15 protein-coding genes are annotated in these 21,019 nt (G+C 74.6%); 7 read left to right on the top strand and 8 right to left on the bottom strand.

Annotated elements, in window-relative coordinates:
- Window positions 1–72 precede the first annotated feature (72 nt).
- Together CBOVI_RS10410 and CBOVI_RS10415 are read left to right on the top strand one after the other, a co-directional pair.
- On the top strand, window positions 73–1,557 hold the full coding sequence (locus CBOVI_RS10410) for an MFS transporter (protein ID WP_010274961.1): 1,485 nt from the start codon (window positions 73–75) through the stop codon (window positions 1,555–1,557).
- Complete coding sequence (locus CBOVI_RS10415) at window positions 1,554–2,552, top strand: bile acid:sodium symporter family protein (RefSeq protein WP_010274958.1); 999 nt, start codon at window positions 1,554–1,556, stop codon at window positions 2,550–2,552. The genes CBOVI_RS10410 and CBOVI_RS10415 overlap by 4 nt, the downstream gene beginning before the upstream one ends.
- Window positions 2,553–2,817: 265 nt before the next feature.
- Here the strand turns inward: CBOVI_RS10415 and CBOVI_RS10420 are convergent, their stop codons facing one another.
- From CBOVI_RS10420 to CBOVI_RS10455, 8 genes are all read right to left on the bottom strand, one after another.
- Window positions 2,818–3,120 (bottom strand): hypothetical protein, encoded by a 303-nt coding sequence (locus CBOVI_RS10420; RefSeq protein WP_010274955.1) that lies wholly within the window; start codon window positions 3,118–3,120, stop codon window positions 2,818–2,820.
- Window positions 3,081–4,556, bottom strand: a complete 1,476-nt coding sequence (locus CBOVI_RS10425) for an RNA/DNA-binding domain-containing protein (protein ID WP_010274951.1) — start codon at window positions 4,554–4,556, stop codon at window positions 3,081–3,083. Before CBOVI_RS10425 ends, CBOVI_RS10420 begins: the two co-directional genes overlap by 40 nt.
- Window positions 4,557–4,783: 227 nt before the next feature.
- The gene (locus CBOVI_RS10430) at window positions 4,784–5,314 is read right to left on the bottom strand and encodes an NUDIX hydrolase (RefSeq protein ID WP_010274947.1); all 531 of its coding nucleotides are present in this window, start codon (window positions 5,312–5,314) and stop codon (window positions 4,784–4,786) included.
- A 196-nt stretch (window positions 5,315–5,510) separates the two neighbouring features.
- Window positions 5,511–6,443: an NmrA family NAD(P)-binding protein gene (locus CBOVI_RS10435; protein WP_373419196.1), complete on the bottom strand. Its 933-nt coding sequence runs from the start codon at window positions 6,441–6,443 to the stop codon at window positions 5,511–5,513.
- A gap of 328 nt (window positions 6,444–6,771) precedes the next feature.
- The gene (locus CBOVI_RS10440; protein WP_010274942.1) at window positions 6,772–7,122 is read right to left on the bottom strand and encodes a branched-chain amino acid transporter permease; all 351 of its coding nucleotides are present in this window, start codon (window positions 7,120–7,122) and stop codon (window positions 6,772–6,774) included.
- A complete protein-coding gene (locus CBOVI_RS10445) occupies window positions 7,119–7,970 on the bottom strand; it encodes an AzlC family ABC transporter permease (protein ID WP_010274938.1) in 852 nt (283 codons plus the stop codon). The genes CBOVI_RS10440 and CBOVI_RS10445 overlap by 4 nt, the downstream gene beginning before the upstream one ends.
- 38 nt (window positions 7,971–8,008) lie before the next feature.
- Window positions 8,009–8,677, bottom strand: coding sequence for a YqgE/AlgH family protein (locus tag CBOVI_RS10450; protein ID WP_010274934.1), 669 nt, complete (start codon window positions 8,675–8,677; stop codon window positions 8,009–8,011).
- Window positions 8,674–10,203 (bottom strand): CCA tRNA nucleotidyltransferase, encoded by a 1,530-nt coding sequence (locus CBOVI_RS10455; protein WP_050798289.1) that lies wholly within the window; start codon window positions 10,201–10,203, stop codon window positions 8,674–8,676. Before CBOVI_RS10455 ends, CBOVI_RS10450 begins: the two co-directional genes overlap by 4 nt.
- A gap of 197 nt (window positions 10,204–10,400) precedes the next feature.
- Here CBOVI_RS10455 and CBOVI_RS10460 point away from each other — a divergent pair, with 197 nt between their 5' ends.
- The 5 genes from CBOVI_RS10460 (at window position 10,401) to trxB (ending at window position 20,765) form a co-directional block, all read left to right on the top strand.
- A complete protein-coding gene (locus tag CBOVI_RS10460; RefSeq protein WP_244925722.1) occupies window positions 10,401–11,417 on the top strand; it encodes an NUDIX hydrolase in 1,017 nt (338 codons plus the stop codon).
- Between the two features lie 22 nt (window positions 11,418–11,439).
- The gene (locus CBOVI_RS10465; RefSeq protein WP_125206789.1) at window positions 11,440–14,262 is read left to right on the top strand and encodes a hypothetical protein; all 2,823 of its coding nucleotides are present in this window, start codon (window positions 11,440–11,442) and stop codon (window positions 14,260–14,262) included.
- Between the two features lie 192 nt (window positions 14,263–14,454).
- Entirely contained in the window at window positions 14,455–18,285 is a 3,831-nt protein-coding gene (locus CBOVI_RS10470; RefSeq protein ID WP_290214738.1) for a lipid II flippase MurJ, read from the top strand.
- 396 nt (window positions 18,286–18,681) lie between these two features.
- Window positions 18,682–19,455, top strand: a complete 774-nt coding sequence (locus tag CBOVI_RS10475) for an RNA polymerase sigma factor (protein WP_010265754.1) — start codon at window positions 18,682–18,684, stop codon at window positions 19,453–19,455.
- 263 nt (window positions 19,456–19,718) lie between these two features.
- Window positions 19,719–20,765, top strand: a complete 1,047-nt coding sequence (trxB, locus tag CBOVI_RS10480; RefSeq protein WP_010265757.1) for a thioredoxin-disulfide reductase — start codon at window positions 19,719–19,721, stop codon at window positions 20,763–20,765.
- Window positions 20,766–21,019: the final 254 nt, after the last annotated feature.

Genomic DNA, 21,019 nt, shown 5'->3' on the forward strand with positions numbered 1-21,019 from the left:
CACACCGCGCCGTCGGCCCCGGGGACGTCCCCGCACCCGCCGGTGCCGGACCGCACACCCGGAAGGGACCCCATGACCGCGCACCCGACCAGCCCCGTCGGCGACCACACCCCCACCTCGACCGGCCCTGACCCGGTGGACACCCGCCCGGGTGGCGTCGTCGTCCTCATGGCCGTGCTCCTCACCGCCTGCGTGGCGTTCCAGCTCAACGCGTCGATGCTCGCGCCGGTGCTCACGACGATGGCCCGGGACCTCGGCACGGACGAGGCGACCGTGGGGCTCACGCAGACGGCGTTCTTCACCGCCGGCGCGATGTGCGGGCTGTTCCTGCCGCGGCTGTCGGACATCGTCGGGCGGCGGCGGATCCTCACGATCATGCTCGCCGTCATGGCCCTCGGCGGGTTCATCGCGGCCGTCGCCCCGTCGGTGGAGCTGCTGCTCGTCGCCCGGGCGCTGCAGGGCATCGCCGGGCCGACGATTCCGCTGACCCTCCTCATGCTCCGCAGCCAGGTCCGCGACCAGGTGCGGCTCGGCACGCTCATGGGTCTCATCGCCGCGGTCAACGGCGGCATCGCCGGGATCGACGTGCTCCTCGCCGGGTGGATGGCCGACGCCGGCGGGTTCCGCGTCGTGTTCTGGTTCATCGCGGCCGTCGGCGCCGTCGCGGCGGTCGTCGTCCGCACCTGGGCCCCGGAGTCCCGGCCGAGCGGCTCCGTGCGCATGGACTGGGTCGGCGCGGCCGTACTCGTCGTCTCCGTGCTCTCGGTCACCCTCGCGGCGAACGAGGCGGGCAAGGCCGGCGACGCGGACTGGGCGTTCGTCATCGGGCTGGTCGTCCTCGGGCTCGTGGTCTTCGCGCTGTTCTGGCGCTGGGAGTCCCGCCACGCGCAGCCGCTCGTCGCCCCCGTCTACCTGCGGCGACGGGCCACGTGGGCGCTGCTGCTCACCACCGTCCTGACGATGGTCGGCGTCTTCGCCGCCGTCAACGGCGTGGCGGTGTCCCTCGCGCAGAACGGCACCGCCGGGTTCGGCCGGGACTCCGGGTTCGTGGCCCTCGTCATGCTCACCCCGTACGCGCTCATCGGGTGGCTCGTCGGGCCGTTCGCCGGACGGTTCGCCCCCGTGCTGGGCTACGGCACGCTCCTGCGCGTCGGCAACATCTCCTCCGCCGTCCTGCTCGTCGTCCTCGCCGTCGTCGGGGTGCGCTCGGAGGTCGTGCTCGTCGGGGCGGTCGTGCTGCTCGGCGTCACGTACGCGGGCATCGGCAACATCGTGCTGAACAACCTCGGTGTCGTGAACTCACCCGCCGACAACGAGGGCTTCCTGCCCGGGATGAACTCCGCGGCGTTCAACCTCGGGGCGGGGATCTCCTTCGCCGTCCTGCCCGTGTTCATGGTCGCCGGGTCGCCGAAGGACTCCTCCAGTGCCGCCGGGTACACGACGGCGTTCATCGTCGGCGCGGTGATCCTCGACCTGTCCGTCCTCACGTCCTTCCTCATCCCGCGCGTCGCGACCGACGAGCCGCTGGAGAGCGGGGACGCGGAGGTCCCGGTGTGAGCGCCCGCGCCACCGGCACCGGACTCCTGGACCGCATCATCCACTGGCGGCCCGACCGGCTGATCGTCCTCATCGTCCTCGCGGTCGTCGTCGCCGTGCTGTTCCCGGCGCGCGGCGCGGTCGCCGACACGATGGGCGGGGTCACGACCGGCGCGGTGGCGCTGCTCTTCTTCCTCTACGGCGCCCGGCTCTCTCCGCGGGAGGCGGTGCAGGGCCTCACGCACTGGCGGCTGCACCTGCTCATCCTCGCGTTCACGTTCGTCGTCTTCCCCCTCATCGGCGTCGTGCTCCACCCCCTCGAGGGGATCATCGGCCGCGACCTCTACCTGGGGATCCTCTTCCTCTGCCTCGTCCCCTCGACCGTGCAGTCCTCGGTGGCGTTCACCTCCGTGGCCCACGGCAACGTCGCCGGGGCGATCGTCAGTGCGAGCGCGTCGAACCTCCTCGGGGTCATCGTCACGCCGGTGCTCGTGCTCGTGCTCATGTCCGGCGACGGCCTGCACATCGACGCCTCGGTCTTCGGCACGGTCGCCCTCCAGCTGCTGCTGCCGTTCATCGTCGGGCAGCTCACCCGGCGGTGGGTCCTGCGGATCGCCGCGTCGCCGACGACGAAATGGGTCGACCAGATCTCCATCGCGCTCGTCGTGTACTCCGCGTTCTCCGAGGGGATCGTCGAGGGCGTGTGGAGCTCGGTGTCCTGGGTGACGGTCGTCGGGCTCGTCGTCGGGTCCGTCGTCTTCGTGTACGTCATGCTCACCCTCACGTCCTTCACCGCCCGGAAGCTGGGGTTCGGCTACGGCGACCAGGTGGCCATCCAGTTCTGCGGGACGAAGAAGTCGCTGGCCTCCGGGTTGCCGATGGCCGCCGTGATGTTCGGCTCCGGGGGACTGGGGCTGCTCATCCTCCCGCTCATGGTGTTCCACCAGGTCCAGCTCATGATCTGCTCCGTCCGCGCGGCGGCGTACGACCGCCGGGCACCCGACGACACCTGGTGACCGCCGCCCCGAATTGTTGCGGCATATCCACAACAATTCGCCGACAATGTCGGCGGGGGTCCGGTCGGCCCGCGGGCCCCGACAGCCCCGCGGAGATCGTTGTTTCCGCTGGTCAGGGCCGCGCCGCCGCGCGGGGGCGGAATTGTTGTGAATTGTTGTGAATTGTTGCGGGTTGTTGCGGGTTGTTGTCCGGGGGCGCGTCGCAGGGGGCCCGGAGTGGTGCAGGCCGTCGTGTGGCGTCACGGATGCCCGCGCACCGTGCCTCTCACGCCCCTCCGGCACGACGCCGGATCCACCGTGTTCCCCGTCCCCGCGACGGGCCGGACGGATCCTTCTCGATCGTCCCGTCGGCGCGCATCTGGCGGAGGATCTCCGTGACCTCCCTGGACGCTGCCCCGGTCCCGGCGACGATCATCGCGTTCGTGAGTGCAGCCCCGTCGGCCAGCTGCTCCGTGATCCAGCGTTCCACGCTCACCGTCGCCGGCTCAGTGGTGACACTCGACCCCGCCACCTCGCGGGCACGGTTCGTCAGCGCCCACTGCGTCCCGTCACCGTCGACCGTCCGCACCACCCCCTCCCGCGCCAGGAACCGCAGGTGCCGGACAGCGTCCGGCTGGGCCGACTGCATGGCCGACGCCGCCTCCCTGTCGGACAGCATCGGCCGATCGACGAGCAGACGGACAGCCACCAGGGTGTTGACGTCGTCGATGACCTCCTGACCGAACTCCGAGCGCAGCGCCTCCAACCCCCGGATGAACGCCGTGTCCGGGCGCTCGACGTAGAGCGTGACATCGACGGTGAACTCGTCCGTCTCCACCCGGGGAAACCCCGGCCCGCCATGATCATCGCCGCCCACATCCGGTCGAAGCCGCGGGAGGTCTGCTCGACGAGACCCAACGCGCCCATCGCCCGCATGAGCAGGGGGTTCCGCGGCCGAGACGGCGTCGAGAGCAACCGGTCCGGACGCACCTGCGGCGGAAGTCCACCCGGTGAACTGATGCGCACCGCAACGGGGGAGACGTCGATCTCCACCGCGGACGTCGCCGTCCAGTCGCGGTGCACCAGGGCATTCGTCACGGCCTCGTCCACGGCCGGTGCTGGCACCGACGGGGCCGACGCCTCCTGTCCGCCGCCGAGGTCGACCTGGGCGACCGGCGTCGCGGTCCTCCTCGTCACCGCCTCGACCACCGTCGTCGACGCCAGGACGAGCGGATCACTGAACGCCGTGGTCACCGGTTCCCCTGCCGGGGTGGACCTCACATGCAGGCGGACAGCCGGTCGCAGGCGGTGCGGCCGGGCAAGGAGGATCTCCGCGGCGACGGTGAGGCGGCCGTCGTCGCAGAAGAGATCGAGCATGTGGAGCAGTCCCTCAGCCGTCCCGGGTGCCGGGGACCGGTCGCCCTTCGCCCTCCACTGCCGCTCGATGAGTGCCCGCGCCTGCGCCACCGCCGCCGGATCGAGGTCCTCGACGCCGATCCGCGACGCCGTCGCGGTGTGGTCGGGGTTCCGCCGCCTGTACTCCAACTCCCGGCGCTCGTGCCCGGTCAGGGGTTCGCACCGGTTGCCGACCCGCCTCCGTGCGGACCCGTTGGTCCGTTCGTACACGTCGAGGCCCCGCGGGACACGGATGACGACGAGGCGTGTCCCGTGAACGAACGTCTCCTCCGCCTCGACGCGGAGACTGGGCCTCGTCTTGAGGAAGATCTTGGAGACCAGGTCGTCACCGGAGCGCTCGGTGCCGGTGAACGCGTCCGGCCCGCCGGTCCGGTCGTTCACGCCCACGACGATGAACCCGGCCTCGGCCGGGCCGTTCGCGAAACACACCGAGGCGTCGAGGAGGACGTCCACCATCTTCGCGTCCGGGTTCCCGGCTCCGTGGTGGACCGGGTCCTCCTTGAAGTCCAGCCACTCGCACTCCAGCGCATCCGCGGTCTCGCCTCGCCAGATCTGCTCAAGTGCGTCGGCCAGGGGTTTCGGCAGCAGCCCGTTGCAGGGGTCGGTCATGGGGGTCAGCGTAGCGCCCCCGGAAGAATTGTTGCGGCATATCCACAACAATTCTCCAACAATGTCGGCGGGGGTCCGGTCGGCCCGCGGGCCCCGACAGCCCCGCGGTGATCGTTGTTTCCGCCGGTCAGGGCCGCGCCGCGGCGCGGGGGCGGAATTGTTGTGAATTGTTGTGAGTTGTTGCGGGTTGTTGCGGGTTGTTGTCCGGGGGCGCGGCGCCCCCGCCGTCACCGCTCCCGCTTCGCGTACCCCATCCGCGGGCGGAACCCCGCCGGGTGCCGCATCTGCGCGACGGCGTCGCCGACGAGCAGCCGGAACCGCGGCGCCATCGGCGGCATTGCGGAGACGGGGAACCAGCCGACGTCGGTGGATTCGTCGTCGGCGACATGGGCGGTCGTGTCGCCCACGACCGAGCAGCGCACCGCCGTGTCCACGTAGCTCACGCGGTCCCCGTTGGGGTACGTGACCTCGCCGACGGCGCCGACGCCGAGGAGCGCCTCCACCCTCACGTCCACGCCGGTCTCCTCCTTCGCCTCGCGGACGGCGGCGACGTGCGGTTCCTCACCGGGCTCGATGATGCCGGTGACGGGCGTCCACTGCGCGTCGTCGGCGCGGCACACGAGCAGCACCTCCGGGACGGCGTGGATCGGGGCGTCGGCGGGGACGTCGCTGAGGACGACCGCGGTGACCCCGGGCAGGAACAGCGGGTCGTGCCCGATCTTCCTGCGGAGTTCGACGATGTACTGCGGGGTCGCCACGGCGGCCCACCTCCCTGTCTCACGTGCCTCGACGGCCGTGCTCGTGTCGTTCGTGCTGCGGTGTCCTGCGGCGGAACCCGGATCGACGGTCAGTGTAACCGCCGCCCCACCACCGCCGGCTCACCCGGCGCGGCCGACCACACCCCACGCGCCCGGCCGTCCACCCGCGGCCATGCGCCGCCCCACCACCGCCGGGTCACCCGGCGCGGCGGGCCCACCACGCCGCGACGGACTCGGGCCGCCTCCCGGTGAGCTGCAGGACGGCGTCGGACACCACATCGAGTTCCCCGGCGGCGATGGCCGTGTAGGTGCTGATCCAGGCGTCGACCTCCCAGTCCGGGGCCCCGTACCCGGCGCGCGACGCCCGGGCCTGCGCGAGGGTCTCGTCGACGTACCTCACGTCCCGGCCCGTCGCCCCGCGGACGATCTCCACGACCTCGCCGAGGGTCAGCGCCTCCGGCCCGGTGAGCGTGTACGTGCGCCCCCGGTGCGCGGCCGGGTCCCGCAGCACCGCTGCCGCGCACGCCGCGACGTCGGCGGTGGTCACGAACCCGGTGCGGCCGTCGGCGGCGGGCCCCGCGATCGCCTCGCCGCTGTCGCGCCACGGGTCGGGGACGATGAACTGCCCGGTGACCTCCGTGTAGAAGCTGTCGCGGAGGATCGTGAACGCCGGGCCGGAGTCCGCGGCGGCGGCCCGGAGCGCCTGCTCGGTCGCGTGGTGCTCGCGCGCGTGGGTGAAGACCGCGTCCTCCGCGGCGCCGACGAAGGACAGGTAGACGATGTGCCGCACGCCCGCGTCGCGCGCCGCGGCGACGGCCGCGCGGTGCGCGTCGACCCGGCCGGCGCTCTCGGTCATCGACACCATGAAGAACGTGTCCACCCCCGCGAGGGCGCGGCGCATCCCCTCCGGGTCCGTGTAGTCACCGACACGGATGTCACACTTCGATACCTGCGGGAGCGGCTCGCCGTGCTCCGGGTCCGTCAGGGTCTCGACGGCCCTCTCCGGCGTCCGTGACAGAAGAACCAGGTCAGACAGGTCAATGGGCCGGCCGCGGGTCGAGCCGGCGAGGCCGCCGGTGAGGAGGTCGGCGACAACCTGGCGTGACACTCGCCCCGTCGCGCCTGCCACAGCTGTGATAGTTCTGCCGGTGCGCGGGGTGGCGTCCGGGCTGGTTGCGGTCCCGGCGTGCGGGCTGGTTGCCGTGCCGGCGTCCCGGCTGTCGTCCCTGCTGGTGCCCATCGGTGTGCGCTCCTCCACGGTTGCGTGCGTCGTCTCCGAGCGTAGGCGCCCTCCGCGCGCCCGCCCACGTCCGCGACCGGCAGCGCCAGGTCACCGCGCGCCCGCCCATGTCCGCGACCGGCAGCGTCGGGTCAGAAATCGCCCCGAAAACGACCCCGAACTGCCGGTGACGGACACAGTCAAGGGCCGGTGCACAACACCAGGTCAGAACGACAGGTCAGAACACCACGCTGACGAGCAGCATGTACACCACGGTGCCGACGAGGATGGACACCGTCGCGGAGCGTCGCCAGAGGTGCAGGGCCACCGTCACCGCGAGGGCGGGCAGGACCGCCGCCCACCCGCCGGGACCGGCGCTGTTGCCGTGCGCGGTGTACATGACCAGCACCGTCATGACACCGACGGGCATCGCGAGGCCGAGCCACCGGACAAGTCGGGACTCCCGGAGCATCCGTACCGCGGCGAACGGCAGCGCGCGCAACGCCACGGTCACCACACCCACGCAGACGAGGATGAGCAGCGTGTTCGTGAGGTCGACGCCCGCCGGCAGTCCGTGCGCCCCCGTCAACGGTCACCACCCGGTCCGTCGGCGCCCGCAGCGCCGTCACCACCACCGCCGGCACCGCCCGCACCCACGCCGTCGCCGCCGGCACGCACGCCGGCACCACCGCCACCGCCGTCTTCACCGCCACCGGCGGGGGAGCCGACGGTCCAGCGGAGACGCACGTCGAACCCCGTCCACCGGTGCCGCGCGACGAGCAGCAGGAAGTACAGCACCAGCCCGATGACCAGCATCTGCGACGGGGACACCAGGTACCCCACCACCCCGCACACCGCCGCGGACACCGGCAGGGACAGGTCCCGGGCGGCGTCGAAGGACTCGATGAGCAGCACGGCGAACAACGCCGTCAGCGCGAAGTCCATCCCGTGCAGCACCGGCGGCACCGCCGACCCCACGAGCGCGGCGACCACCCCCGACCCGACCCACGCGACCTGGCACACGACCTCGACGGTGATGACCCGCGCCCCCGTCCACCGCACCCCGGGACGCGCGGAGAGCACGGCGTACGTCTCGTCGGTCAGCGCGTACACGCCGTACGCCCTGGCCAGCGGGTTCCTCACCGCGCCGGTGGGGAAGCTCAGCCCGTAGAACACGTGCCGGAAGTTCACCAGCAGCCCGTACAGCGCCGCCGCGGCCGGGGCGACGCCGCCGGTGACGAGGGACACGGCGAGGAACTCGATCGACCCGGCGTAGATGACGACGCTGAAGACCGGCGCCCACCACCAGGCGAACCCGGACTGCGTCACGAGCAGCCCGAACGCCAGGCCGAGGGGGACGAGACCGAGGGCGACGGTCCACGCGTCGGCGAGGCCGGCGGCGATCTCGCCGCGCCGGGGGGAGTCCTCGTTGGTCATGGACCCCGATCCTACGACGTGCACCCGCCCCGCCACGCTCAGTTCCGGTCCGGGTGCTCCGCCCACGTCGACCACAGCAGCGCCGGGTACGGCTGCCGCCGCTGGATCCGCCGCCACGTCTCCCACGGCCGGTCGCCGAAGACGTCGTCGGGCAGCGCGGGCGTCACGGCGACCGACCCGACGCGCCCCAGCGCCCGCAGTTCCGCGCGGCTCACCCGGACGTAGCTGTGGAACACGCGCAGGGCCGTGATGCTGTCGCGGTACTCGGCGGGGGAGTGGCCCGTCTTGACGTGCATGAACGCCCCGCCCGCCGGGGGTTCGACGCCGACCTCCGCGGGCCTGCCGAACCGGCGGGGGTCGTAGGGGTTGGTGCCCTCCCGGACGAGCCCCACGCCGATGAGCACCGGCTCCCGGTCCCCGCCGATGAAGAGCACCTTCGGGACGGTCATCATGTCCGCCCACTCGGGGAGGTGGGTCACGGCGGCCTCGTCGCTCATCACCCCGAGCTGGACGGCGAGGACGGAGGAGGCGTCGGTCTCGACGACGAACAGCACCTCCGCCCCGGCGGGGGCGAAGCCCTCGAGCGCGGTGCGGTCGACGTCCAGCCGGGACGTCACGGCGAGGAAGACCAGGTCACCGGGGACGACGTCCCCCGCGTCACCGCCGGTCACGCCCCCGGGCCGGCCGCCCGCGCCGTGGCCGGTCATCCCCGGTCGCCCTCCCCGCGCCGGCGCTTCCTCCCCGACTGCTCCGCGGCGGCGACCTCCGCGGACCCGCCGTCGTCCCACCACCGCCGGAGTTCGGCGACGGCGGCCTCCCGGCCGAGCGGGCCGCGGTCGAGCCGCAGGTTCAGCAGGAACGTCCGCGCGACGCCGACGCCGGGCCCGGGCCGCAGGCCCAGGACCTCCATGATCTCGTCGCCGTCGAGGTCGGGGCGGACGGCGGCGAGGTCCTCCCGTTCCCGCAGCTCGGCGATGCGCTCCTCCAGCTGGTCGTAGGACCTCCGGAGCCACGCGGCCTTGTTGACGTTGCGGGTCGTGCAGTCCGCCCGCACGAGGAGGTGCAGGTGCGGCAGCAGGTCCCCGGCGTCCGCGACGTACCGGCGCACCGCGGCGTCGGACCACAGGCCCTCGGAGTAGCCGTGGAAGCGCATGTGGAGGAACACGAGCGTCCCGATGTTCTCGGTCATCCGCTTGGGGAACTTCAGCGCCTTGAGGCGGCGGCGGACCATCCGGGCCCCGACGACCTCGTGGTGGTGGAAGGTCACGCCGCCCTCCTCGGTGAACTCGCGGGTCTCCGGCTTGCCGCAGTCGTGGAGGAGAGCCGCCCACCGCAGCTGGAGGGAGTCGTCGTCGGTCTTCTCCCGGACCTCCCCGTCGCCGAGGGGGATGCCGTCGGCCCACCGCTCGGCCTCCAGCTCGACGGCGTTGGAGAGCACCTGGAGGGAGTGCAGGTAGACGTCCTTGTGCTGGTGGTGCTCGTCCTGGGTGAGGCGGAGGGCGGGGAGCTCGGGGAGGACGACGTCGCCGAGGCCGGTGTCCACCATGAGGTCGAGGCCCTGACCGGGGGCGACGCCGAGCAGCAGCGTGTTGAGCTCCGCCTGCACGCGTTCGACGGTGATCCGCGCGATCTCGCCGGACATCGCGGTCATGGCCTCGCGCACGCGGGCGCTGACGTCGAACCCGAGCTGTGCGACGAACCGGCAGGCCCGGAGCATCCGCAGCGGGTCGTCGTGGAACGACGTCTCCGGGGCGGCGGGGGTGTCGAGGATCCCGGCCTCGAGGTCGTCGAGGCCGCCGAGCGGGTCGTGGAAGACGTGCTCGCCGACGGGGGAGAGCTCGAGGGCCATGGCGTTGCAGCGGAAGTCGCGGCGGACGAGGTCGCCCTCGAGGGTGTCGCCGTAGGTGACCTCCGGGTTGCGGCTGTCACCGTCGTAGGTGTCCGCCCGGTAGGTCGTGATCTCGACGACGGTGCCGCGGATCATCGCGGAGACGGTGCCGTAGGCGATGCCGGTGTCCCACACGGTCTCCGCGAGGGGGGTGAGGATCTCGACGACCTGCTCCGGGCGGGCGTCCGTCGTGAAGTCGAGGTCGTGGGAGAGCCGGCCGAGCAGCGCGTCCCGGACGGACCCCCCGACGAGGTGGAGGGTGTGGCCCTGCGCCCGGAAGGCCTCCGCCACCGGGAGGAGGTCGCGGTCGAGGCCGCGGATCGTCCGCCAGGCCGTGGCCAGCATCACGCTCCTGTCCTTCGTGGTCGCCACCGGCCGGTCCGTCGTCGTCACCCTCGTCTCGTCTGTCACGCGCCGGATACTACCCGGTCCGGGGAGGGACAGGGTCCGGCGCCGGGTGCCACGCCGGGTCCCGGGCCGGTCCCACGCCGGTGCCACGCGGCGTTCCCACATTCACCGCCCGGGATACTACCCTGGTGAGAATGAGTGACAACGCAGGACCGGGTGGCGGCGAACGCCGTCGTCGGCGTCGCCGGGGGGGCCGTGGCCACCGGCGCGCCGGCGGTGACGCGGCCACCGGGCGGGGCACGTCCGCGTCGTCACCGACGACGTCGGACGGCGGGTCGCAGGGGGCCTCCCCGGAGGGGGCCGCGGACCGGGGCGCGCCGGCCGCCGGATCCGGCACCGGCTCGGGTGCCGGCCCAGCCACCGGCTCGGGCGCGCGGAAGGCCGGCCAGGGCGGCCAGGGCGGACGCCGCTCCGGCCGGCGGCAGGGCGCGAAGAACCCGCGGACCGCGCGGACCGCGAAGGGCCCGAAGGGCGGCCGGACGGCGGCCCACGGCTCCCGCGCGGACCGCCAGGCCGAGCGCCGCGCGGGCGGCGGCGACCGCCACACGCCGCGCGGCCCCCGCACCACCCCGGCCCGCCAGGCCGCACCCCGCCAGTCGACGGCCCGCCGCAGCCCGGCGCGCCCGGTCACGGCGGAGCACAACGACCTGCCGACGTCGGTGGAGACCTCGGCCGGCGGCCTCGTCCTCTCGGGTCTCCCGGAGGCGGTGCAGCCGGACGGGAGCGTGGACTTCTCCCGCATCTACGTCGCGCTCATCGGCCGGTTGGACCGCCGGGGCCGGCTCCTGTGGTCCATGCCGAAGGGCCACATCGAGCCCGACGAGTCCCACCACGCCACCGCCGAGCGCGAGGTGTGGGAGGAGACCGGCATCGCCGGGGAGGTCTTCGCCGACCTCGGGACGATCGACTACTGGTTCGTCTCGGACGGCGTGCGCATCCACAAGACCGTCCACCACCACCTCCTCCGGTACGTCGACGGGGACCTCAACGACGAGGACCCCGAGGTCACGGAGGTCGCCTGGCTGCCGGTGAGCCACCTCGTCGAGCGCCTGGCCTACGCCGACGAACGCACGCTCGCCCGCCAGGCCTACGACCGGCTGCCCGACCTCGCCCGCGCCGACGCCGCCGCCGGGCGTGCCACCCCGCGGTAGGTGTGGACGTGCAGGTGATCGGATGAGAACGCTGACGCGCGCCGCCGCGGCCGTCGCCGCCGCCGCCCTCGTCGCGGGGGCCGGGGCGACCGGCCCGACCGGCCCCGCCGCCGGCCCGTTGGGGGCACCCGTCGCCGCCGCGCAGGACGGCGTGGCGGTGAACCCCCGCGACCCGGACTCGGCGGGGGTGTGGGACAACCCGGACGCCCGGGGCTCGGACCCCCGCACGGGGGTCGAGGTCGCCCTCACCTCCGTGTCCCCGTCGCGCCCGACGGTCGACGGCGTCGTCACCCTGGGCCTGCGGGTGCGCAACACGACCGCGGGGGACGTCACCGGGCTGTCGGTGCGGCTGCGCACGCGGCCGGCGGTGACGGACCCGACCGGGGTCGGGGTGGCGCTCGTCGCGAACCGGGGCGACTACCCGGTCGCGGGTGACTTCGTCCCGGTGCCGGGGGACGTCCCCGCCGGCACGAGCCGGGACATCACGCTCACGGTGCCGGTCGGGAAGGACCGGGTCCCGGCCGGTGGGGGGCAGGGGGAGGGGGACGACGCCCCCCTCCGCGGCGACACCACCGCGCCCGGGGAGCCGACGGGGGACGCGGCGTCGACCCCGACGACGGCGACCTCCCCCGACCGGGACCGGTCGACGGTGCGCACACCCCCGCTCGGCGTGACCTCCGCCGGCGTGCACCCGCTGCTCGTGTCCGTGAGCGGGACCCCGGCCGACGGCGACGCCCGGCCCCTCGGGGAGACCCGGACGATGCTCCCGGTCGCCGCCGCCCCGGACGACGGGCGGGGCACGGGTGCGGCCGCGGGGGAGGGCGCCGACGCCACCGGCGACCCGGACGGGACCGGTGCCGACCGCTCCGCGCGGACCCCGGCGACCCCCCTGACGTTCCTCTGGCCGCTCGCCGCGACGACCGGGGCGACACCCGGCCAGACCGGTGACGCCCCCGACCCCGCGGAGCTGTACCTCAGCGACGACCACCTCGCCGCCGACCTCCGCGAGGGCGGCCGGCTGCGGAGCCTCCTCGACGTCTACCGGGACGCCGTGGGCGGGCCCGACGGGGCGGCGGTGCGGCAGGCGTCGTGCGTCGCCGTCGACCCGGAGCTGCTCGAGGTCGTCAACCGGATGACGCACGGGTACCGGGTCGGGCCGCGCGTGCCCAGCCCGGTCGACGAGCCGACGCGGCTGCGCGACCGGTGGGAGCACGGCTCCGACGGGCCCCCCTCCACCCCCGGCGCGGGGGTGGAGGACGCGCGGCGGTGGCTCGCCGACCTCCGGGAGCTCGTCTCCGGCGGCTGCAGCGTCGCCCTCCCGTACGCGGGGGCGGACCCGGACGCCCTCGCGCAGACCGGCGACGCGTGGCTGAGCACGCTCGCGGTGAGCCGGGGGCCGCGGATCATCCACGACGTCCTCGGCGTGTGGCCCGTCCAGGACGTGGTCGTCCCCGGGTCGGGGATGCTCGCGCAGGACACGGTGCCGTCGCTCGCCGCGGCGGCGACGCAGGGGCGCGACGTCGACGTCGACCGGCTGTTCGAGGAGACGGTGGCCGGGGCCTCGCCCCTGCCCACCCCGTCGCAGGTCACGGCGCTGGTCAGCGACAACACCGTGGAGGTGACCCGGCCCGCGCCCGCGTCCCCGGCGGGCTCCGGGTCGGGCCCCGGTGACGGGTCGGGGTCGGGGGACGACGACGGTTCCGGCTCCGGTGACGGGTCCGGGGACGACGACGGTTCCGGCGACGGCGGCGCCTCCACCGCCGCGGACGACGCGTGGAACGACCGCCTCGTCAACGTCTCCGGCGCCGGCACGACCGTCCGGGCCGTGCGCTACTCCGGGCAGCTCGGCGCGGCGCTCCTCGCGACGGGGTCCCGCCCCCAGGTCGCGGGCTACTCGAACCCGGCCACCCGCTACCGCCTCGAGGAGGACAGCCCGGTCGCCCGGATGTCCGACGCCGTCGGCACCCTCGACCTCGAACTCCGCGACGGGGCCCCGGTCCTCGCCGTCCCCCCGGCGGAGTGGTCCGTCGACGCCGCCGGGGCCCGGACGTGGCTGGACGCGCTCACCGACGCGCTCACCGACGGCCGCGCCGCCCCGACGGGGTTCAGCACGACGGTCTCCCCCCGCGGCCGGGGCGCGGACGAGCTCGCCACCGGCGAGTTCACCCGGCCCTACACCGACCCCGGCGCGCCGACGTCCCCCGACGTCAACCGGATCCGCCTCCTCGCGCAGTACATCCGCGACCTCACGCTCATCATGAGCAACGACCGCTCGATCGCGCTGCACCGCCAGACCTTCACCCAGCCCCTCCTCAACGACCTGCTGCGGGCGTCGTCCTCGAACGCCGCGCGGAGCCGGGACCAGTGGGACAGCCTGCGGCGCGACCGCTCGGACCGGATGAACACCGTCGAGTCCGTCGTCGGCGGGCTCCGCCGCTCGGTGTCCCTCCTGCCGCCCGGCAACGTCTTCACCCGGACGTCCGAGTCCTCCCCGCTGCTCGTCGTCGCCCGGAACGGCCTGCCCCTCCCGGTGGCCGTCGACGTCGACTACACGGCCGGGGACGGCGTGGACCTCAACGTGCCGGGTCGGCAGACCCTGCCCGCCAAGGGCTCGGTCACCCTCCAGATGACGACGGACATCCCCGACCCGACGGCCCGGACAAGCCTGACGATCTGGCTGTCCACCCCGAGCGACGAGCAGATCTCCCAGCCCGTGACGCTGCAGGTCGCGTCGGTGCCGGGCATCGGCCTGCTCGGCACCGGGGCGGTCGCGCTGCTCGTCGTGGGCGTCGGGATCGTCGGCCGGGTCGTGTGGAACCGTCGGAACCGGCGGCCGCGGCGCTGAGTCCCCCGGGGCGGCCCACCGCCCCGCCCCGCCCCGGCCCCGGCGGGGGTCCCCGCCCTCCCGGCCGCACTCCCGCCGCCCTCCCCGCCGCCCCGTCGCCACCCTCCCACCGCCCCGCCCCAGGTCCAGGCACTTCCGACACGCCCCGGGGGGCGTTCGCCATCTCCGGGCGACGTAAAGGATGATGGGGGGGTGCATTCCTCCAACGGATCCCCTGACGACAGTCAGCCGACGGCCCCGCAGGACCCCGACCGACCATCGGGGGCGGCCCCCGCCGCCGGGCAACGCGGCCGCTTCCGGGCGGCCCGGCCCCCGGCCCAGGCGCCCGCCCCCCGTCGCCGGTCCACCGCGCGCCCGGCCCCGGCCGAGGACCACTCACACCTGGACAAGTCGCCCGCCGAACGCGCGGCGACCGGGTCCTGGCCCGCCGCCGGGGGCGCCCCCGGGGACCCGTCCCGGGACCCCTCCCACGCGGGCGACCACCCCTCCCCCCGGGGTGACGGCGACGCGCACCGGTCCGCCGCCCGCGGCACCACCGCCGTCGCCACCGTCGAGGACGACCCGCACGCCCACCGCCCCACCGGGACCGGCGGCGACGGTCGGCGTCGTGACCCCGACGGCGGGTCCGGCACCACCGGCGGGGACCAGGCGCAGGAGGCCAGCGACGCCGACGTCGTCCGCGCCGGCGGGTCGATGGCGGTCGCGACCCTCCTGTCGCGCATCACCGGCTTCCTCCGCACGGTGCTCATCGGCGCGGCGCTCGGCCCGGCGGTGAGCTCGGCGTTCAACGTCGCGAACACCCTGCCGAACCTCATCACCGAGCTCGTCCTCGGCGCGGTGCTCACGTCGCTCGTCGTCCCGGTGCTCGTCCGCGCGGAGAAGGAGGACGCGGACCACGGCGAGGCGTTCATCCGCCGGCTGCTCACCGTGACGATGACGATGACCCTCGTCATCACGGTCGCGTCGGTGCTCGCCGCGCCGCTCCTCACGAGGGTGACGCTCGACGCGGACGGCCAGGTCAACGTCGGCATGTCCACGTCCTTCGCGTACCTCGTGCTGCCGCAGATCGTGTTCTACGCGATGTTCGCGGTGTTCATGGCGGTGCTCAACACGAAGGGTGTCTTCCGCCCCGGGGCGTGGGCGCCGGTGGTGAACAACGTCGTCACCCTCCTCGTCCTCGGCCTGTACTACATGCTGCCGCAGGACACGAAGCTCCACGCGACGGACACCGTCACCGTCGCGAACCCGCACGTGCTGCTCCTCGGGCTCGGCACGACGGCGGGTGTCGTCGTCCAGGCCCTCATCATGGTGCCCTACCTGCGGAAGGCCGGCATCCCCCTGCGGCCGCTGTGGGGGATCGACGAACGCCTCCGCTCCTTCGGCGGCATGGCCCTCGCCATCGTCGTGTACGTCGCGATCTCCCAGCTGGGCTACGTGCTCAACAACCGCATCGCCGGTGACGCGGACGCCGCGGCGCCGACGATCTACGCGAACGCCTGGCAGATGCTCCAGGTGCCGTACGGCGTCATCGGCGTGACCCTGCTCACGGCGATCATGCCGCGGCTGTCCCGCAACGCGGCGGACGGCGACGACCGCGCCGTCGTCCGCGACCTCACGACCGCGACGCGCCTGACGATGCTCGCGCTCGTGCCCGTCATCGTGTTCTTCACGGCGTTCGGCACGGTCCTCGGCCCGGCGCTGTTCAACTTCCGCGAGTTCGACCTCGCGTCGGCGAACGTGCTCGGCCTGACGATCAGCTTCTCCGCGTTCACCCTCATCCCGTACGCGCTGGTCCTCCTGCACCTGCGGGTGTTCTACGCCCGCGAGGAGGTGTGGACGCCGACGTTCATCATCACCGGCATCACGGTCACGAAGGTGGCGCTGGCGTACACGGCCCCGCTCGTGGCGACGGAGCCGCGGATGGTCGTCGTGCTCCTCGGGGCGGCGAACGGGTTCGGGTTCGTCACCGGCGCGGTCGTCGGCCACCTGCTGCTCCGCCGGTCCCTGGGCAGCCTCGGGGTGCGCGAGGTGTCCCGGACGGTCGTGTGGGCGCTCGGCTCGTCGGCGGTCGCGGCGCTCATCGTGTGGCGGGTGGACGTGCTCCTGGAGACGTACGTGTTCCCGGCGGAGAACCCGTGGTTCATCGTCCGGCTGCTCATCATCGGCCCGCTGTTCCTCCTCATCACCGGGCTCATCCTGTCCCGGTCGCGGCTGCCGGAGGTCCTCACGGTCGGTGCGGCCCTGTCCCGGCTGCCGGGTCTCGGCCGGGTCATCAGGGTCAGGGGGGAGGACGACGCCGTCCCGGCCGCCGGCCGCCCCGCCCCCGTCAGTGCGGTGGACCTCGCCAGCGAGGCGGTGCTCGGCGGCGGCGACAACATGACGACGCTGCTGCCCCCGCTGTCCGCGGGGCGGGTCCGTGGCCCGCGGCTCGTGCCCGGCGCGCCGATCCTGCGCGGCCGGTTCCGGCTGCTCGCCGACCACGGCGGGTCCCGGGCGGCCCGGCTGTGGCAGGCCCGCGAGATGGTCAACGGCACGGCCGCGACGGGCGACGTCGTGGCCCTCACGATCCTCGACCCCGTCGTCGCGGCGGGGTCGCAGGACCGGGCGGCGGTCGCGGAGGCGCACCGTCGCATCCTCGACGACACGGCGCTGCTGGGCCGGGTCACCGGGCCGGGCATCGCCCGGGTCCGGGAGGTCGTCGACGGCGGGTCGCTCATCGTCGTCGTGGCCGACTGGGTCGAGGGCGCGCCGTTGCCGTCGGTCGCCGAGTCCGGTCCGGACCCGCTCGCCGCCGGGTACGCGGTCGCGGACCTCGCCGACGCGGTCGCGCTCGCCCACGGGTGCGGCACGTGCCTCGGCCTCGACCACCGCAACCGGCTGCGCATCTCCACGGCGGGGTCGGCGGTCGCCGCGTTCCCCGGTGTGCTGCCGGGCAACAGTCCGCGGCAGGACATCCACGGCATCGGCGTGGCCCTCGACCTGCTGCTCGCGAACGTGCCGGAGGAGGAGGTCCCCGGGGCGCTGCGGGACCTGTGCGAGGAGGCGCGGGGTGTGGAGGGCGTCGACCCCCACGACCTCGCCCGACGACTGCGGGAGATCACGACCGGCGGTGCCGGGACCGGGGACGTCCGTGACGACGGCGACGACGGGGTCGACGGCGGCTCCGGCGGCGGGCGCGGCGGGTCCGGTGCCCGGGCCGGCGCCGGGTCGACGGCCCGCCCGGCCGGGGACGCGGTCGCCCAGGCGTGGGACGTGCGCGCGGACGAGACGCCGGACCCGCACGCCCGGGCCGGCTTCGGCGCGGGCAGCGCGACCCGGACGCGGGTCGTCCTCACCGCGGTCGGGGCGGTGCTCGCGGTCATCGTCGCCGCGGTGGTCATCGCCGTCGCGGTGACGACGCTCGGCGGGGACCGGCAGGACGCGCCGCTGACCTCGGACTCCCTGCGCCAGGGTGTCGAGCGGTCCGGTGCCCCGGCGACGGTCACGCCGACCTCCGCGGAGGAGTGGATGCCCGTCGACGGGCGCGGCACCCCCGACAGTCCCGCCGACGCCCCGCGGATCATCGACGGTGACCCGGCGACCGCGTGGCGGAGCGCGACGTACGACGCCCAGCTCGGCCCGGACGCGACGTCGGTGAAGGCCGGTCTCGGCCTGCTCCTGCGCCTGCCGTCGCCGACGACGGTGACGTCCGTCCACGTCGAGGGCGGCCGCGCCGGCACGGCGGTCGAGCTCCGGGCCGCGACGGGCGACCCGTCGACCCTCGGTGACACGCACCTGCTGACGACGCAGACGCTCAGCGACGGGGCGACCGACATCACCGTGCCGGACGGGGTGCCGGGCGACCGGCTCCTGCTGTGGATCACGGCGCTGCCGATGCCCGACGCCGCGAGCGTCGGCGAGGTCACGGTCGCCGGGACGGTGTCCGGTGGCGGGAGCGGCAGCGGCTCCGAAGGCGGGTCCGGGTCGACGACAGCGCCGGAGCCGGCCGTCACGGGCGCCGCGGGGGCGCGCTCCGCGCACTAGCGCAGATCCCGGCCTGGGCGGGGGCGGGGGCGGCGCACACTCCGGGGGGCGGGGGCGGAGGCGCGGTTCGCGCACTAGCGCAGATCCCGGCGCGGTGCACGCCGCGACCGCGGCCCTGTGGACACCGCCCCGCGTCCCGCCGCGGTCATCCACAGGCCCGGCCGCGCGGCGCGGTGGCGGACCCGCCCGGCCACCCGGAGCAGTTACACTGAAGCCCTGCATCCGCCTGTCTCCGACGGGCACGACTCCGCCGGGGGGAGGGGAGGGGGACGACGCCTCCCGGCGCCACAGCCGACACGGACCACGGGCCGTCAGGGGGCGGGGGACCGCGGCCGGCGGCCGGACCCCGGGGACAGGAGGTGCAGGGAATGCAGGGGATCACGGAACGGGGGAACCATGGAGGGACACGCACGGTCGAGCGGCCACGCGCGCACGGGGCCGGCAGGCGTCCTGCCCGGGCGGGAGGGCGTCGGGGCCGGGGGTGTCGGGCGGGCGCAGGGCGAGTCCGGCGCAGCGGGGGAGGACAGCCACGCGACCGGCGTCGACCCCACCCACGGCGACCCCGACACAGCAGCACACGACAGCGACGCGGCGGGGGACGCGGACCTGCTCCGCCGGTACCGCGCGGGGGACGCCGAGGGCTACCGCGAACTGCTGCGCCGACACCAGGTGCGGCTGTGGTGGGTCGTCCACCGGGCCGGTGTGCCGTGGGACGAGTGCGGGGACGTCCTCCAGGAGGCCATGTTCAGCATCCACCGGGCGGCGCCGGCCTTCCGCGGGGGCAGCTCCGTCGCGACGTGGATGCACGCCATCGTCCGGAACGTCGCACTGACCTACATGCGGCAACGGTCGCGCGCCCCGGAGACGACGTCCCTCGACACGCCCCGGTCCCTCGACGCGCTGCAGGCCGTCGCGGACGTCGGCGTCCCCGACCCCGCGGACAACGCCGTCACGCAGGACCAGCTCCGGGCCGTCCGCGGTGCGCTCGCCGCACTCGACCCGCGGTTGCGGACCGTCATGGAACTCACCGAGATCGAGGGGTTGTCCGTCGCCGGTGCCGCGGCGACCCTCGGCATCCCGCCGGGAACGGTGAAGTCGCGACGGGCCCGGGCGCGCCGGCACCTCCGCCGCCGGCTGCTCGAGGACGGGCCGTTCCGGTGCGACGCCTGACGCCCCCGCCCCCGGCACCCCGGGGACCGTCACGGCCGGGGGCCTGCGCCGCCCGTGCAGCCGTTAGACTGGTCCCCGCACGGACCCGGGCACGCCCCACGGACACGCCCGCGGCCCACCCCGGGAATAGGTCCGCCGACCACACGTTGATGCCGGTGGAGACGCCGGTGAGCCGGGTGGTGGCGTCGAACCCCCACCTCCCGACCCCGCACGGCGCGTGCCCGGACGCCACCGACGACAGACCCAGGAAACGAGGATCCCGCATGAGTGAATCCACCACCGGCACACCCACCGGCACCGTCACCGCACCCCCGACGTTCGTCACCGCCGGCGCCGGCGTCACGGCGGGCGGCCCGACGGCCGGCGGCACCACCGGGGACAGCGGGACGGTCCACGACGTCATCATCATCGGCTCCGGCCCCGCCGGCTACACCGCCGCCGTGTACGCCGCGCGCGCGGAACTGCGGCCGGTCGTGTTCGAGGGCATGGACTACGGCGGACTGCTCATGCAGACGACCGAGGTGGAGAACTTCCCCGGGTTCTCCGAGGGGATCATGGGCCCGGCGCTCATGGAGGAGATGCGCGCCCAGGCGGAGCGCTTCGGCGCGGACCTGCGGATGGAGGACGTCGAGAAGGTCGAGCTCGACGGGCCCGTGAAGACCGTCCACGTCGACGGCGAGGTGCTGCGCGCCCGCACGGTGATCCTCGCGACCGGGGCCGAGCCCCGCTACCTCGGGGTCCCCGGGGAGCGCGACCTCCTCGGGCGCGGCGTGTCCGCGTGCGCGACCTGCGACGGGTTCTTCTTCAAGGAGAAGCAGATCGCCGTCATCGGCGGCGGTGACTCCGCGATGGAGGAGGCGGACTTCCTCACGAAGTTCGGGGACAACGTCACGATCATCCACCGCCGCGAGGAGTTCCGCGCGTCGAAGATCATGCTCGAGCGGGCGCAGAACAACCCGAAGATCTCCTTCATCACCAACGCCGTGGTGTCCCGGGTGATCGGCGACACCGCCGTGACCGCGCTCGAGATCACCGACACGGTCACCGGCGAGACCCGGGAGGTGCCGATGGACGCGATGTTCGTCGCGATCGGACATGATCCGCGCACCGCCGTCTTCGAGGGGCAGGTCGAGCTCCGCGAGAACGGCTACGTCCGGGTCGACGAGCCGACGACCGCCACGTCCGTCCCCGGCGTCTTCGCCGCCGGCGACCTCGTGGACTCCCGGTACCAGCAGGCGATCACCGCCGCGGGCTCCGGGTGCCGCGCCGCGCTCGACGCGGAACACTACCTGTCCGCCCTGAACGCCTGAGCGGGCCCGGGGGCGGGCGACGCCCCTCCGGCGCGGGTCTCCGCACCTGTCGGCGGGTGCCGCGCCCTCGCCCGACGCCCTGCCCCCTCCCGCACCGGCCCTCATCCCGGCACCGGCCCCCTCCCGCACGGGCCCCGCACCCCGGCGCTGGGCCCCTCCCACACCGGCCCCCACCCCGGCGCTGGACCCCTCCCGCACGGGCCCCGCACCCCGGCGCTGGACACCAGCAGCGGGTCCTCACCGGCGCGGACGGC

Origin of the sequence: Corynebacterium bovis DSM 20582 = CIP 54.80, assembly GCF_030408615.1 — a bacterium.
Classification (GTDB): domain Bacteria; phylum Actinomycetota; class Actinomycetes; order Mycobacteriales; family Mycobacteriaceae; genus Corynebacterium; species Corynebacterium bovis.

Excerpts from the sequence above, each read along its gene's own strand:
- CBOVI_RS10410 (WP_010274961.1), top strand. The coding sequence starts at position 73 with ATGACCGCGCACCCGACCAGCCCCGTCGGCGACCACACCCCCACCTCG.
- CBOVI_RS10425 (WP_010274951.1), bottom strand. The coding sequence starts at position 4,556 with ATGACCGACCCCTGCAACGGGCTGCTGCCGAAACCCCTGGCCGACGCA.
- CBOVI_RS10445 (WP_010274938.1), bottom strand. The coding sequence starts at position 7,970 with ATGACCAACGAGGACTCCCCCCGGCGCGGCGAGATCGCCGCCGGCCTC.
- CBOVI_RS10450 (WP_010274934.1), bottom strand. The coding sequence starts at position 8,677 with ATGACCGGCCACGGCGCGGGCGGCCGGCCCGGGGGCGTGACCGGCGGT.
- CBOVI_RS10455 (WP_050798289.1), bottom strand. The coding sequence starts at position 10,203 with ATGCTGGCCACGGCCTGGCGGACGATCCGCGGCCTCGACCGCGACCTC.
- CBOVI_RS10460 (WP_244925722.1), top strand. The coding sequence starts at position 10,401 with ATGAGTGACAACGCAGGACCGGGTGGCGGCGAACGCCGTCGTCGGCGT.
- CBOVI_RS10465 (WP_125206789.1), top strand. The coding sequence starts at position 11,440 with ATGAGAACGCTGACGCGCGCCGCCGCGGCCGTCGCCGCCGCCGCCCTC.
- CBOVI_RS10475 (WP_010265754.1), top strand. The coding sequence starts at position 18,682 with ATGGAGGGACACGCACGGTCGAGCGGCCACGCGCGCACGGGGCCGGCA.
- trxB (WP_010265757.1), top strand. The coding sequence starts at position 19,719 with ATGAGTGAATCCACCACCGGCACACCCACCGGCACCGTCACCGCACCC.